Origin of the sequence: Allobranchiibius sp. GilTou73 (assembly GCF_021391335.1) — a bacterium.
Classification (GTDB): domain Bacteria; phylum Actinomycetota; class Actinomycetes; order Actinomycetales; family Dermatophilaceae; genus Allobranchiibius; species Allobranchiibius huperziae.
Genome location: NZ_CP090051.1, coordinates 2,446,233 through 2,459,789, shown reverse-complemented (window position 1 = coordinate 2,459,789; position 13,557 = coordinate 2,446,233). Strand labels below are relative to the sequence as shown.

Here is a 13,557-nt window from a genome sequence, read left to right as displayed (position 1 = left end):
TCTAGGCGGCCAGGCGGGCGTAGACGACGGTGTTGTTGCGGAAGTGGCCGGTCGCCGAGTCGAAACTGCCGCCGCAGGTGATCAAGCGAAGTTCGGGGTCGGTGGTGTTGCCGTAGACCGCCTGGGTCGGGAAGTTGTCCTTGGGGACGCTGACGACGCGATAGACGTCGTAGGTCAGGACCTTCCCGCTCTTCAGGGTCACCGTCACGGTGGCGCCGTTCTTGATCTGAGCCAGGTGATAGAAGACCGCTCCCCCGCGCGAGCTGGTGACGTGGCCGACGATGGTGGCCGGACCGACGGCTCCGGGGGTGGGTGATCCGGTGAACCAGCCCGCCTGGTCGGCGTGCTTGTCGTCCGGTACGACGATCTCCCGGTTGGCGGTCGCGCCGAGCGTCAGGAGCGTCGACCCCTCGTTCAGACTCGGGATGCTGATCTTGCTGGGTGGTGAGAGGGGCGCCGCCGCGGGGCTGTTCGCCGAGGAGGACGTCGACGGGGACGTCACGGACGGGCTGGTGGGCGAGGTGCTCGAGCTGCTCGTCTGCGACGCCGGAAGCGGGATGGCGTCGGTATGGGCGGGGCGGTGCGTGCCCCACACGATGGCGACGATGCCACCGAGGACCAGACACGCGCACAGCACGGCGATAGCGATGGTCTGTGCGCGTGTCCGGTTCTTCATGTGATCCTCAATTACTCCGTGTCAGACCGGGTGGGTCAGACGTTGGTGCGCTGACGGCGACGCATCACCAGGACGCCCGCAGCACCGATCGCCACGGCAGCAGCGCCGCCCGCGATCGCGGTGCTGTTGTTGGAGTCCTTGGTCGAGGCGAAGCCGGTGTTCACGCCGCCACCGGGCATCATGCTCATCTGGCTGGCCTTGACGACGCCACAGTCGGCGGGGTCGGTGGCCTCTTCGGGCAGGCTCGGGTCGAGCTCGGACTTGGACGAGCCGCTGTACTTGCCGTCCTTGTTGTAGTCCACACCGTGCTGCACGATGACGGCCTTACCGTCCTTCAGAGCGGTCGCGGTGGCCGCGGGCACAGTGAAGGTGCGGTTGTAGGTGGCCGTCCCGACCGGGAAACGCGTCACCGCCAGACCACTGGCCGGCGAGGTGTCACCCGAGGTGGTCAGCGACTGCGCGATGGCACCGTAGCTGTCCAATGCGTTGGCGACGCGCAGGTGGCCGTCGACTCCGGTGCCCTTCTCGGTCGGCGACGGGCAGGAGTTCGTCCCGCCGATGTGGATGTGCTGGGCGTGCGGGGCGCCTGCGAGCAGACCGGAGTCTACGATCTTCAGGGACAACTGGTCGCCCTTGAGGGTGCCGGTCACGGTCGCGCTCGCGCCGCTCTCGTTGAGCGAGGTGAGGTGCGCAGACAGGTAGGTCGTGCCGCTCGAGGCAGCCATCGCGGACGAGGCGGTCGAGAGGGGAATCGCAACACAGGCTGCTCCGGCGGCAGCCAGAGCGAGGGACTTCTTGACAGTCGACATGCGTAAACCCTTCTGTGATGCTCGATCGAAGTCGGGATGACGTCGCCAGTTCGAGGCATTCACTGTTGAACCGTTCGGTCTATCTGAGAAGCGTCGAAATCTCGCGAGGAGCTTTCAACCACGGTGCGGCACGAGGACCGCTTGCTTCGATCCTCTTGGTCAGCCGCCATGGACGGTGGATGGCCATGAGGTCGAAATTCTGGAGGTCGGCCGCGCCCGATGGCGCAGTCCGACGATGGCGGCGACCACCACGACGGTCTCGGTGATCACCGAGACGACGCCGAGGGGTTCCAGCCAGTTGCCGACGTCGTCGGAGAGCATGGGGAACGCCGTCAGACGGGTGGCCGCGTAACCGACGACCGCGAGCCCGCAGGTCAGCACGGCGAGCGCGTACATCGCAGAGCTGTCGCGGACCAGAGCAGCACCGGCGATCGCCAGGCACCCCACGGTCAGCACGATGAAGAGCCATCCCATGTACGGCGCCTCACGCAGGTGCTCACCGGTGACCGGAATGTGGGCCACGGCTGCGACAACCGCGAACAGGGCAACGACCCAGCGTGCCCGTGAGGCATGCGGTGTAGTGAGGAACTGCTCCATGATGCGTCCTTCCGGGTCGCTGTGTGGGGTATTCGGAGCCCCTCCCCGGATGGATGGGAAGCGAATCACATTCGCAGACTGACCAGGCTCTCGCCGTCCGCGCCGTACAGCGTGAGGACCGCCAGGTGCCGACGGGGAACGTCCGTGGAGGAGGTGTAGACGGCATGGCCGGAGTACCCGGAGGACCACCAGCCCGCCGAGTGGCGCGACCCGTCGTCCTTGGTGACCACGAGGTGGCACTGCACGTTCTGCGGTATGCCGTCGACACTGATGCGCAAGGTGGTGCCCGAGGCGACGCCGGTGGCTCTCACGTGCATCGTGACGGCACCGGAAGTGGCGACGGCGTTCACCGTGTCCGGCTGGTTCAGTCGCTGCGCCGTCAGCGCGGCTCCGCCCGCGACCAGGAGAGCCAGCACCGCGGCGACGGCGATGAGCCGACGTCTCCCGCCGCGCAGCGCGCGCTCCCGCCAGGTCGGACCCGACGCCGGCGGCTCCTGCGTCCCGTCCTGCTCGGTGGCGTCGACGGCCGCCGCGACACGATCGAAGAGCGCTGCGGGCGGCCGGGGCAGGGTCAGGTCACTGTCGGCGACGGCAGCCAGCCGAGGCACGATCGCCGAGAACTCGGCCAGCTCGGCGCGGCACTCCTCGCAGGTCGGCAGGTGGGCGCGCACTGCCATCTCGTCGGCCGGTTCCAAGGCTCCCAGCGCGTAGGCGGCCAGGTCGGCCCGCACCGGGTCGTAGGACCATCCGGTCATGGCGTCATCCCCCGCTCCATCAGAGCCAGTCGCAACGCCTTGAGGGCGTAGAACGCGCGGGACTTCACCGTGCCCACGGGGATCTGCAGGACGCGAGCCGCCTCCGCGACCGTATGGCCGGCGTAGTACGTCTGCATCAGCACCTCCCGGTGTTCGACCGACAGCGCCGCGAGCGCGTCGAGGATCACGATCCGGTCGAGGCCGGCCTCCAGGTCGGTGTCGTCCGGCGTGCCCATCAGGACCCGGTCGGCCCCGGCACCCGACACCTCGGTCGGTCGGGCCTCGGCCCTGCGGTGCTGGTCGATCGCGATCCGGCGGGCGACGGTGAACAGCCACGGACGGATGTCCTGCTGTACGGCCGGTTGCCCGGGCAGGTGCTGCCATGCCCGGACGAGGGTCTCCTGCACGATGTCCTCGGCACGGCCGCGGTCACCGCCGCTGAGGTGCAGGGCGAAACCGAACAGCGCCGTCGCATGTCGGTCGTAGAGCGCACGCAGATCCGTGCGCTCCTTCGCCTGCACCTCAGGTCTTACCACCGTCGCGAGACCGTCCTCGCCCGCATCCGGGACACGCAGTATCCGACGAGCACCAGGAGCACCAGGGCCCCGATGCTCTCCACCCAGACCGACTCCCAGTAGTCGGGGGCCTTGGTCGACTCGGTGAAACCGAAGAGTCCGCGCTTCGTGGTGACGACGAGGGCCGCGATCGTGCCGACCTGCATCAGGAAGCCGGCCAGGGCACCCAGCGGCAGGATCCGACGGGGCGCCGCGAGGACGACGATGGCGAGGACGACGGCAGCGATGGCGTCGAGCAAGAAGAGCGGGCCGATGGTCTTGATCGACCGGTAGCCCTGGTCCCACAGGTGATAGTGCACCCAGCCGTTGCCGAGCAGACCCGCCGCGCCGAGGACCCGCAGCACGACGACGGTCAGGAAGGAGCCGGACCTCTCGATCGTGTGGTCGCGCCCGGTCGTGTCACCGGCGCCTGCATGCAGACCCGGGGTGGCACCCATCTCAGGCGACCTTGATCTTGACGTCCATGCCGAGCATCTTGTGGTTGGCCACGGGACAGTTCACGTCGTACGTGCCGGCTGTGAGGGTCACCGTGAGCGTGGCGGATTTGCCGGCGGCGATGTCCGAGGTGCTCTTGTCGACGCCCGGTCCGACGATCTTCAGAGCATGCGTGGCCGAGCCGCCGTTCTTCACGTCGAACGTGTAGGTGCCCGGTGTGAAGGTCATGGTGCTGAGGGTGATGTGGAACTCGACCTCGTTGGCGGTGACCGTCTTTGTCGGCCCCGCCGCGGCCGGGGCACTGGATGACGACGAACCGGACGACGAGGTGGCCGGCGAAGAAGAGCTGGACGACGAACTCGGCGCCGCGCTGGACGACGAACTGGTCGAGGAAGCGCTGGCGGCTGAACTGGACGAGGTGCCTGAGCTGCCGCCGCAGGCGGCGAGCGCCATGGCCAGGCCGACACCTGCGATCGCGACGGCGGGGAAACGGACGAGGGACTGGGACATGTGAACTCCTGCGATCGATGCGGTCGTGCCGGACATCGGGCGCATCGGTGCCCGCACCGTCAGGTGCCGCTGCATCGCACGTCCGCTTGGTAGTACGTAGCGGACGGCGAAGTGGTTCACCTCACAACCTCATTGTTTTCTGACGGACCTCTTTCCGCGCGACCTGCACACACCCCGGCACGTCATACGCACGTGCGCCCGGCAACGTGGTCTCATCGGAGGGTGATGGTTCGCGAGGTGTCCCGGCGGGGGCTGGTCGGGGGTGCTCTGGGGGCGCTCGGCGCGGTCACGGTGGCGGCATGCGGCGCCCCGGCCACGATCATCCCGGCCGTACGGGCGGGCGGCCCTCCCCGGACGCCGACCCGCACGCCGACCGGCAGGCCGAGCACCGTTCCCGCTGCAGCCGAGCTGCCGGGAGGTGGCCGCACGATCTTCCCGTCGCGCTTCCTCTTCGGGTGGTGCGGCTCCCCCGGAGCGCCCGCCCTCGGCCAACTCGGCGTCGGTGATCTGAACGTCGAACTGGACCGGATGATGAGCGCGTGCCCCGCGTGGTCCACCGGTCGGAAGATCCTGCCGGTCGTGGAGTTGATCGCGACCGTCGTCCAGGGCGCGCCCGGCGGCGACGGACTCTTCCGCGCGCGGGTGAGCGACGAGGTCATCTCGACCTGGTTGACCGCCGCACGGGCTCGCGGCGCCCTCCTGCTGCTGAACATCCAGCCCGGCCGCGCGAGTTTCCTGGACGAGGCCCGCGCGTACGAGCACTGGCTGACCGAGCCGGACGTCGGGTTGGCACTGGACCCGGAGTGGTCGATCCGGCCCGGCCAGCGACCCGGCGCGGTCTTCGGCTCGACCACCGGCGAGATCGTGAACGACGTCGCCGCCTACCTCTCGGGGTTGGTCAGCGCCCACAGGCTGCCGGAGAAGGCCCTGGTGGTGCACGTGCTGCGCCCCTCCATCCTGCGCGACCAGTCCGCGTTGCGGCCGCACACCGGCGTGGCGCTGGTGAAGTCCGTCGACGGGATCGGGGCCGCGGAGGACAAGACCGACACCTACCACCTGGTCATGAAGGACACCCCGGCGTTCGTCGCACCGGGCTTCAAGCTGTTCTTCCAGGAGGACGCGCAGGCCGGGCCGTTGATGACCCCTGCGCAGGTGCTGGCGCTGGTGCCGCGCCCTGACTACGTGCTCTACGAGTGAGACAGCGACGAGCGCGGGCCTCGAAGGACCCGCGCCCGTCATCCGCTCGTGTGGATCGGCTCAAACGTTGAAGCCGAGCGCCCGCAGCTGCTCGCGGCCGTCGTCGGTGATCTTGTCCGGGCCCCATGGCGGCATCCAGACCCAGTTGATCCGGAAGCTGTTGGTCAGGCCCTCCAGGGCGGCGCCGGTCTGATCCTCGATCACATCGGTGAGCGGGCAGGCGGCACTGGTCAGCGTCATGTCGATGACCGCGTTGGCCTCGCCGTCGACGGTGATGCCGTAGACGAGACCGAGGTCGACGACGTTGATGCCGAGCTCGGGGTCGACCACGTCGCGCATGGCCTCCTCGAGGTCGGCGACGTTGGTGGGGCTGGTGGTCGCTGGCGTGGTGTCCGTCATGGGGTACCTCCGGAGGCGGGGACGGTCTGTGGGTCGATGGTGGTGCCGAGGACCTCGGCCTCGGTCAGGGCGGCGGTGTAGGCGCTCCACGGGAGCAGTGCGCACTTCACCCGGGCGGGGTACTTCGCGACCCCGGCCAGTGCCACGCCGTCGCCGATGACGTCCTCGTCGCCGGCGTCGGTCCCCCGGCTGGTGAGCATGGCCTTCATGGCCTCGTAGGTGCGCAGCGACTCCGGGACGGTCTCGCCGGTCACCTCCTCGGCGAGGATCGAGGCGGCGGCGACCGAGATCGAGCAGCCGATCGCGTCATAGGACACGTCGGCGACCCGGCCGTCCTGCACGCTGACCCGCAGGGTGACCTCGTCGCCGCAGGTGGTGTTGACGTGGTGCACCTGCGCGTCGTACGGCTCGCGCAGGCCGGCGTTCACCGGTCGCTTGGAGTGCTCGAGGATCAGCTCCTGGTAGAGGTCCATCAGGCTGCTCCCGTCTCGAGACCGAAGATCTGCGGCACCCGGTCGAGTGCGGTCGCGAACGCGGCCACGTCCTCCAGCGTGGTGTAGACGGAGAAGCTGACCCGGGTGGACGCCGTGATCCGGTGAGCCCGGTGCAGCGGCCACGCGCAGTGATGGCCCGTGCGCACGGCGACGCCCGCGTCGTCCAGGATCTGGCCGACGTCGTGCGGGTGCACTTCGTCGACACTGAAAGCCACTGCGCCACAACGCTTCTGCGGATCCGTCGGACCCAGCACGGTGACCCAGGGTCGTTTCGCGAGCTCCTGCAGCACAGCGGCGGTGATGACCCGGTCGTGCGCGAGCACGTTGTCCATCCCGAGGGCGCTCAGGTAGTCGCACGCGGCACCCAGGCCGACGGCCTGGGCCGCGACGGGCACCCCGGCCTCGAAACGCTGCGGCGGCGCGGCGTAGGTCGAGCCCTCCATCGTCACCAGCTCGATCATCGATCCGCCGGTCAGGAAGGGCGGCATCGCCGCCAGGAGTTCGGAGCGGCCCCAGAGCACGCCGATGCCCAGCGGGCCCAGCATCTTGTGGCCGCTGAAGGCCAGGAAGTCGACACCGAGCGTCGCGACGTCGACGGGCAGGTGCGGTACCGACTGGCAGGCGTCCAGCACCACCAGCGCGCCGACCCGGTGGGCCGCCGCGACGAGTGTCTCGACGGGGTTGATCACGCCGGTGACGTTGGAGACGTGCGCGAACGCGAGCACCTTCGTGCGCTCGGTCACGATCGATCCCAGGTCGCTCAGGTCGAGCTCGCCGGTGCCGGTGACGGGGATCCACCGCAGCGTGGCGCCGGTGCGGCGGCACAGCTCCTGCCACGGCACGAGGTTCGCGTGGTGCTCCATCTCGGTGACGACGATCTCGTCGCCCGGTCCGATCCGCAGCCGGCCCGCGACCTGCGGGTCCGCGCCGTCGAGGGCACCGGCCGCGCCGGCGTTGCTGAACGCGTACGCCACCAGATTGAGCGCCTCGGTGGCGTTCTTGGTGAAGACGACCTCGTCCGGCTGGGCGCCGATGAAGGACGCGATCGTGGCGCGGGCGCCTTCGTACGCGTCGGTGGCCTCCTCCGCGAGCTGGTGGGCTCCGCGGTGGACGGCGGCGTTGTGGTGCTCGTAGAAGTCCCGCTCGGCGTCGAGCACCGCCACGGGCTTTTGCGAGGTGGCACCGGAGTCGAGGTAGACCAGCGGCTTGCCGTCGCGCACCGTGCGGGACAGCAACGGGAAGTCCTCCCGCACCTCGGTCGCGTCGAACGGCATGTCGATCAGGCCTTCGCCGCCGCGACGTAGCGGTCGTAGCCCTCGTTCTCGAGGCGCTCGGCGAGCTCCGGGCCGCCCTCTTCGGCGACCCTGCCGTCGACGAAGACGTGCACGTGATCGGGCTTGATGTAGCGCAGGATCCGCGTGTAGTGGGTGATCAGCAGGACGCCGATGTCGGAGCCGGCCTTGGCACGGTTGACACCCTCGGAGACGATCCGCAGCGCGTCCACGTCGAGGCCGGAGTCGGTCTCGTCGAGGATCGCAATCTTCGGCTGGAGCAGCTCCATCTGCAGGATCTCGTGGCGCTTCTTCTCACCGCCGGAGAAGCCCTCGTTGACGTTGCGCTCGGCGAACGAGGAGTCCATCCGCAGGTTGTCCATCGCGCCCTTGACGTCCTTGACCCAGGTACGCAGCTTCGGCGCCTCACCGGACACCGCGGTCTTCGCCGTACGCAGGAAGTTCGACACGGTCACGCCGGGGACCTCGACGGGGTACTGCATCGCGAGGAACAGTCCGGCGCGGGCCCGCTCGTCGACGGTCATCGACAGCACGTCCTCGCCGTCCAGGGTCACGGTGCCCTGGGTGACGGTGTACTTCGGGTGACCGGCGATGCTGTAGGCCAGCGTGGACTTGCCGGAGCCGTTCGGGCCCATGATCGCGTGCGTCGCACCCGAACTGATCGACAGATCGACGCCCTTGAGGATCTCCTTGGCGCCCTGCTCGGTGTCGACCGTCACGTGCAGGTCGCGAATCTCAAGCGTTGACATATGTTTCGGTGTCCTTCGGTTGCTCAGCTGGTGGGGACGGCCACGAACACGTCGTCGCCGTCGATCTTCACGGGATAGGTGGCGATCGGTTCGATCGCCGGGAGGCTGTCGGGGTTTCCGGTGCGCAGGTCGAAGCGGGAGCCGTGCAGCCAGCACTCGATGGTGCAGCCCTCGACCTCGCCCTCCGACAGCGACACGTTGGCGTGCGAGCAGGTGTCGTCCACCGCGAAGACCTCACCGGTCTCGGTGCGCACCAACGCCACCTGGTAGCCGCCGATGTCGGCACGGGCAGGCTCGCCCTCGGTCAACTCCCCCAGGGAGCAGACCCGGACGAAGTCCGCGGTCACGGCGTCACCGGTCATTCGCCGGCCTGCCTCAGCTCGTCCTCGATCGCCGTCATCACGGTGTCGACGACCTCGGGCACGCCGATCTTGGCGACGACGTCGGCGAAGAAACCGCGGACGACCAGACGACGTGCCTGCTCCTCGGGGATGCCGCGGGCCTGCAGGTAGAACAGCTGCTCGTCGTCGAACCGGCCGGTCGAGGAGGCGTGACCCGCACCCTCGATGTCGCCGGTCTCGATCTCCAGGTTGGGCACCGAGTCGGCACGGGCGCCGTCGGTGAGCACCAGGTTGCGGTTCAGCTCGTAGGTCTGGGTGCCCTGCGCCTCGGCGCGGATGAGCACATCGCCCACCCATACCGTGTGAGCCGAGTCGCCCTGCAGCGCACCCTTGTACGTCACCAGGGACGTGCACCGGGGAGCCGTGTGGTCGATGAAGGAGCGGTGCTCCAGGTGCTGGCCCTTGTCGGCGAAGTAGACGCCGAGCAGGGTCGCCTCGGCGCCCGGGCCGGCATAGCGGACACCGGCGTTCATCCGCACGATGTCACCGCCCAGGCTGACCGCGATGTGCCGGTACGACGCATCGCGTCCGACCAGTGCGTCGTGCTGCGACAGGTGGTTGGCGCCGTCGTCCCAGCGCTGCAGCGTCACCACGGTGAGGTTGGCGCCGTCACCGACGATCACCTCGACGTTGGCGTTGACGTCGGCGGCACCGGTGTGGTCGAGGATGACCATGCCCTTGCTCTGCGCGCCGGCCTCGATGACCACGTGACCGTTGGCGCGCGCGCCCGCGGCGGTGCCGTGGATCCCGAGCCGCAGCGGCTCGTCGTACTCCTGCTCGGCGGCCAGCTTCAGGTAGAGCGCCTTCGGGCTGTGCGCGTGCGCCACGACCGCGGAACGGTCGCCGGGCACGAGCGCGGTGCCGCGCGGTGCCTCACCCGGCGCCAGCGGCTCGGCGAGCACGGAGCGGACCCCGTCCAGGTCGAGCTGCAGGGCGCCGCGGTCACTGTCCTTGTCGGCGAACAGGGCGGAGAGGCGATCCACCGGGGTGAAACGCCACTCCTCCTCCCGGCCGTTGGGCACGGGGAAGTCCGCGACGTCGAAGGACGTCGTGCGCTCGGCGCGCGAGGTGTCCGGGATGACCGCACCACTCGCGACCGCTGCGGGGTCGGCGTGCGTCGTTGCGTCAGGTGTCAGCAGCGACATCAGCCGACTGCTCCTTCCATCTGGAGTTCGATGAGGCGGTTCAGTTCGAGCGCGTACTCCATGGGCAGTTCACGCGCGATCGGCTCGACGAAGCCGCGCACGATCATGGCCATGGCCTCCTGCTCGGTCATGCCGCGGGACTGCAGGTAGAAGAGCTGCTCCTCGCTGACCTTGGAGACGGTCGCCTCGTGGCCCATCTGCACGTCGTCCTCGCGGACGTCGACGTACGGGTAGGTGTCCGAGCGGCTGATCTGGTCGACCAGCAGCGCGTCGCAGACCACGTTGGACTTGGAGTGCTCGGCGCCCTCGAGGATCTGCACGAGACCGCGGTACGACGTGCGCCCGCCACCACGCGCGACCGACTTGCTGACGATCGAGCTGGAGGTGTGCGGTGCGGCGTGCACCATCTTGGAGCCGGCGTCCTGGTGCTGGCCCTCACCCGCGAACGCGATCGACAGCGTCTCGCCGCGGGCGTACTCCCCCATCAGGAAGACGGCCGGGTACTTCATGGTGACCTTCGAGCCGATGTTGCCGTCGATCCACTCCATCGTGGCGCCGGCCTCGCAGGTCGCGCGCTTGGTGACCAGGTTGTACACGTTGTTCGACCAGTTCTGGATGGTCGTGTAGCGCACCCGGGCGTTCTTCTTCACCACGATCTCGACCACGGCCGAGTGCAGCGAGTCCGACTTGTAGATCGGCGCGGTGCAGCCCTCGACGTAGTGCACGGAGGAACCCTCGTCGGCGATGATCAGCGTCCGCTCGAACTGGCCCATGTTCTCGGTGTTGATCCGGAAGTAGGCCTGCAGCGGGATGTCGACATGCACGCCCTTGGGGACGTAGATGAACGAGCCGCCCGACCACACAGCGGTGTTCAGCGAGGCGAACTTGTTATCGCCGGCGGGGATCACGGTGGTGAAGTACTCCCGGAAGAGCTCCTCGTGCTCACGCAGTGCCGTGTCGGTGTCGACGAAGATGACGCCCTTCTCCTCCAGGTCCTCGCGGATCTGGTGGTAGACGACCTCCGACTCGTACTGCGCGGCGACGCCCGCGACCAGGCGCTGCTTCTCCGCCTCGGGGATGCCGAGCCGGTCGTAGGTGTTCTTGATGTCCTCGGGCAGGTCCTGCCAGCTGGTGGCCTGCTTCTCGGTGGACTTCACGAAGTACTTGATGTTCTGGAAGTCGATGCCGGTGAGGTCGCTACCCCAGGTCGGCATGGGCTTCTTGTCGAACAGCCGTAGCGACTTCAGCCGCAGTTTGAGCATCCACTCCGGCTCGGACTTGCGAGCGGAGATGTCGGCGACGACGTCGGTGGACAGTCCGCGTTTGGCGGTCGCCCCGGCGGTGTCGCTGTCGGACCAACCGAACTGGTAGCTCCCGATGTCCGCCAGACCCGGGTTCAGCTCCTCGATGGTGCTCATGATCGATTCCTCTCGCCGGTCGTGCGGGTGGTGGTGCCGTGTGTGTCGGTGGTGCCGCTCAGAGCGGGCGGCTGTGCGCTGGTCGTGCTGGTCGGTATGAAGGTGGTGCAGACGTGCTCGCCGTGCGCCAGGGACGCCAGCCGCTGCACGTGCACTCCGAGCAGGTCGGAGAACATCTGGGCCTCCGTCTCGCAGAACTGCGGGTACCGGGTGGCGACGTGCTGCACCGGGCAGTGCCCTTGGCACAACTGCATGCCGGCGCGCGATGTTCCATCGCCCACGGGCCGGGTGCTCGCGGCGTATCCCTGCGTGGTGAGCGCCGCGGCCAGCGCCTCGACCCGGGCATCCGGATCGGCGCCGGCGGCCTCGATCGCCGGACGGGCCACTGCGGCGAGCCGGTCGGCGCGTTCGGTAGCGAACATCCGGACCGCCTCCGGCCCCGCCGAGCGGGCGAGGAAGTCCAGCGCGGAGACGGCGAGCTCGTCGTACGCGCCGCGCAGGTGTGCGTGCCCGCCCTCGGACAGCACGTACGCGCGCGCCGGCCGTCCCCGACCGCGGGTGCCCCGCTGTGTCGTGACGGCCTCGTCGACCAGGCCCTGCTCGTCGAGCACGTCCAGGTGGCGGCGTACGGCGGCCGGTGTGAGCCCGAGGCGCGCACCGAGGTCGGCGGCGCTCAGCGGGCCGTGCTCGGAGATCTCCCCCAGCACCCGGTCACGGGTACGCGCGTGATCCTGCGGCGGTTCGGCGCAGTCCGTGGACCCGACAGCCGGGCCCACGGCACCGGCGCCGCCGGTTCCGCGCGCGTTGCCGAGCTCGGTGTCGAGCTCGCCGGAGATAATCACCACACAAGTGTGACCTAAATGCCCCCGCTCTTCCTAGCCAGGGGGACCTAACCGGCGTCAGGCGGAGCAGCTGTTGGTGAGCAGACCGCGCCGTTCCTTGCCGAGCAGCACCAGATAGGCCGCGTTGTTGACCCGCTGCAGCCAGTAGGACTGCGTCTGCGCGCGGCTCAGGACGGCGTCGTACATGGTGGGCAGCACCGAGGAGTTCACGGTGAGGATCATGTCGACGCCGGCGTAGAGCGAGTCCAGCGCTCGGTTGGCCGCCGGCCACCGACCGGGCTGCACCGCGTTGCCCAGGTCGTCGGTCATGATCGGCCCGGTGAAGCCGGCCGAGCGCACCAGCCCGACGACCTTGGGCGAGAACACGCCGAGGGTGCTCGGGTCGATCTTGTCGTAGATGGCCGAGGACATCATCACGGCTGTGGCGCCCTGCTGGATGTCGGCCTTGAACGGGTTGAGGTAGGCGCTGCTGGAGCTCGTCGAGCGGTCGTGCACGCCGTACGACGTGTCGGTGTTGGCGGTGACCACGCCAAGGCCCGGGAAGTGCTTCGTGGTCGAGCCCACACCCCCGGCCGTCATACCCCGCAGGAACGCCGTCGACCCGGCCGTCGTCGCGTACGACGTGTAGCCGTACTCGCGCTGGTAGACCCCGATCGGCGGGTTGTTGCGGGCCGCTGCGGCACTGGGCACGGTGTCGGCCACCGGGGCCAGGTTGAGGTTGACCCCGACACCGGCCAGCTGGCGCGCCCAGGTGGTCGCGGAACTCTGCAGCGTCGAGGACGCCCACGAGCCCTGCGTCAGCGCCGCCGGGATCGTGCTGAAACCGCTGCCCTGCAGCACCTGCACCGCACCGCCCTCCTGGTCCGTGGCGATGAAGAGCGGGACGTTGTCCGTGCTCGCCTTGCTGACCCGGGCGCGCAGCGCCGCCGTCGTGTGTGCGGGCGTCGCGGTGCCGGACGTGCTGCGACCGCTGAGGAAGGCATTGCCGACGTGGTAGCTGCTGATCTCGCTCAGCAGCTGGCTGCTCGCGCCAGTGGCCGGGGTGCCGACCATGAAGATTTGCCCGACGCGCTGCTCCAGCGTCTCGGTCCGCAGCACGGTGAGGGCCGTGCAGGCGGTGGCCGCAGGCGTCGCGGCGGGCCGCGCGGCCTGCGCTGCCGGGGCCACGAGGCCGCTCCCGGCGGCCAGCGAAGCCACCCCTGCCAGGATCATCGTGGTCGACCTACGCATCACTGCTCCTTCGTCACAGGAGACCCAGGTGCC

The 13,557-nt window shown here is 69.1% G+C and carries 18 protein-coding genes; 2 read left to right on the top strand and 16 right to left on the bottom strand.

Going from position 1 to position 13,557, the window contains the following annotated elements; all coding sequences use genetic code 11:
• Position 1: 1 nt before the first annotated feature.
• From LVQ62_RS12140 to LVQ62_RS12110, 7 genes are all read right to left on the bottom strand, one after another.
• Complete coding sequence (locus tag LVQ62_RS12140) at positions 2 to 676, bottom strand: class F sortase (protein WP_233761894.1); 675 nt, start codon at positions 674 to 676, stop codon at positions 2 to 4.
• Positions 677 to 711: 35 nt separating this feature from the next.
• A complete protein-coding gene (locus LVQ62_RS12135) occupies positions 712 to 1,485 on the bottom strand; it encodes a hypothetical protein (protein WP_208051979.1) in 774 nt (257 codons plus the stop codon).
• Between the two features lie 159 nt (positions 1,486 to 1,644).
• Positions 1,645 to 2,082, bottom strand: a complete 438-nt coding sequence (locus LVQ62_RS12130; RefSeq protein ID WP_233761892.1) for a hypothetical protein — start codon at positions 2,080 to 2,082, stop codon at positions 1,645 to 1,647.
• 65 nt (positions 2,083 to 2,147) lie between these two features.
• Positions 2,148 to 2,837, bottom strand: coding sequence for an anti-sigma factor (locus tag LVQ62_RS12125; protein ID WP_233761890.1), 690 nt, complete (start codon positions 2,835 to 2,837; stop codon positions 2,148 to 2,150).
• A complete protein-coding gene (locus LVQ62_RS12120) occupies positions 2,834 to 3,373 on the bottom strand; it encodes a sigma-70 family RNA polymerase sigma factor (RefSeq protein ID WP_233761888.1) in 540 nt (179 codons plus the stop codon). The genes LVQ62_RS12125 and LVQ62_RS12120 overlap by 4 nt, the downstream gene beginning before the upstream one ends.
• Positions 3,367 to 3,849, bottom strand: a complete 483-nt coding sequence (locus tag LVQ62_RS12115; RefSeq protein WP_208051981.1) for a hypothetical protein — start codon at positions 3,847 to 3,849, stop codon at positions 3,367 to 3,369. Before LVQ62_RS12115 ends, LVQ62_RS12120 begins: the two co-directional genes overlap by 7 nt.
• Position 3,850: 1 nt before the next feature.
• Entirely contained in the window at positions 3,851 to 4,075 is a 225-nt protein-coding gene (locus tag LVQ62_RS12110) for a plastocyanin/azurin family copper-binding protein (protein ID WP_233761886.1), read from the bottom strand.
• Between LVQ62_RS12110 and LVQ62_RS12105 the strand changes: the two genes are divergently transcribed.
• Entirely contained in the window at positions 4,065 to 4,361 is a 297-nt protein-coding gene (locus LVQ62_RS12105) for a hypothetical protein (RefSeq protein WP_233761885.1), read from the top strand. The genes LVQ62_RS12110 and LVQ62_RS12105 overlap by 11 nt on opposite strands.
• A gap of 233 nt (positions 4,362 to 4,594) precedes the next feature.
• Positions 4,595 to 5,554, top strand: coding sequence for a hypothetical protein (locus LVQ62_RS12100; RefSeq protein ID WP_233761883.1), 960 nt, complete (start codon positions 4,595 to 4,597; stop codon positions 5,552 to 5,554).
• Positions 5,555 to 5,614: 60 nt separating this feature from the next.
• Here the strand turns inward: LVQ62_RS12100 and LVQ62_RS12095 are convergent, their stop codons facing one another.
• From LVQ62_RS12095 to LVQ62_RS12055, 9 genes are read right to left on the bottom strand one after another with little or no spacing between them, the layout of a single operon-like run.
• Positions 5,615 to 5,953: a metal-sulfur cluster assembly factor gene (locus tag LVQ62_RS12095; RefSeq protein ID WP_179480865.1), complete on the bottom strand. Its 339-nt coding sequence runs from the start codon at positions 5,951 to 5,953 to the stop codon at positions 5,615 to 5,617.
• Positions 5,950 to 6,426, bottom strand: a complete 477-nt coding sequence (gene sufU / locus LVQ62_RS12090; protein WP_179480867.1) for a Fe-S cluster assembly sulfur transfer protein SufU — start codon at positions 6,424 to 6,426, stop codon at positions 5,950 to 5,952. Before sufU ends, LVQ62_RS12095 begins: the two co-directional genes overlap by 4 nt.
• The gene (locus LVQ62_RS12085; RefSeq protein ID WP_233761881.1) at positions 6,426 to 7,721 is read right to left on the bottom strand and encodes a cysteine desulfurase; all 1,296 of its coding nucleotides are present in this window, start codon (positions 7,719 to 7,721) and stop codon (positions 6,426 to 6,428) included. The genes sufU and LVQ62_RS12085 overlap by 1 nt, the downstream gene beginning before the upstream one ends.
• Before the next feature lie 5 nt (positions 7,722 to 7,726).
• Positions 7,727 to 8,488 carry a Fe-S cluster assembly ATPase SufC gene (gene sufC, locus LVQ62_RS12080; RefSeq protein WP_179480871.1) on the bottom strand — a complete coding sequence of 254 codons (762 nt, stop codon included), beginning with the start codon at positions 8,486 to 8,488 and terminating at the stop codon, positions 7,727 to 7,729.
• A 23-nt stretch (positions 8,489 to 8,511) separates the two neighbouring features.
• Entirely contained in the window at positions 8,512 to 8,850 is a 339-nt protein-coding gene (locus LVQ62_RS12075; RefSeq protein WP_208051987.1) for a non-heme iron oxygenase ferredoxin subunit, read from the bottom strand.
• Entirely contained in the window at positions 8,847 to 10,034 is a 1,188-nt protein-coding gene (gene sufD / locus LVQ62_RS12070; RefSeq protein WP_208051988.1) for a Fe-S cluster assembly protein SufD, read from the bottom strand. Before sufD ends, LVQ62_RS12075 begins: the two co-directional genes overlap by 4 nt.
• The gene (gene sufB, locus LVQ62_RS12065) at positions 10,034 to 11,452 is read right to left on the bottom strand and encodes a Fe-S cluster assembly protein SufB (RefSeq protein ID WP_233761879.1); all 1,419 of its coding nucleotides are present in this window, start codon (positions 11,450 to 11,452) and stop codon (positions 10,034 to 10,036) included. The genes sufD and sufB overlap by 1 nt, the downstream gene beginning before the upstream one ends.
• The gene (locus tag LVQ62_RS12060) at positions 11,449 to 12,294 is read right to left on the bottom strand and encodes a metalloregulator ArsR/SmtB family transcription factor (RefSeq protein WP_233761877.1); all 846 of its coding nucleotides are present in this window, start codon (positions 12,292 to 12,294) and stop codon (positions 11,449 to 11,451) included. The genes sufB and LVQ62_RS12060 overlap by 4 nt, the downstream gene beginning before the upstream one ends.
• A 57-nt stretch (positions 12,295 to 12,351) precedes the next feature.
• A complete protein-coding gene (locus LVQ62_RS12055) occupies positions 12,352 to 13,524 on the bottom strand; it encodes a glycoside hydrolase family 3 protein (protein ID WP_208051990.1) in 1,173 nt (390 codons plus the stop codon).
• Positions 13,525 to 13,557: the final 33 nt, after the last annotated feature.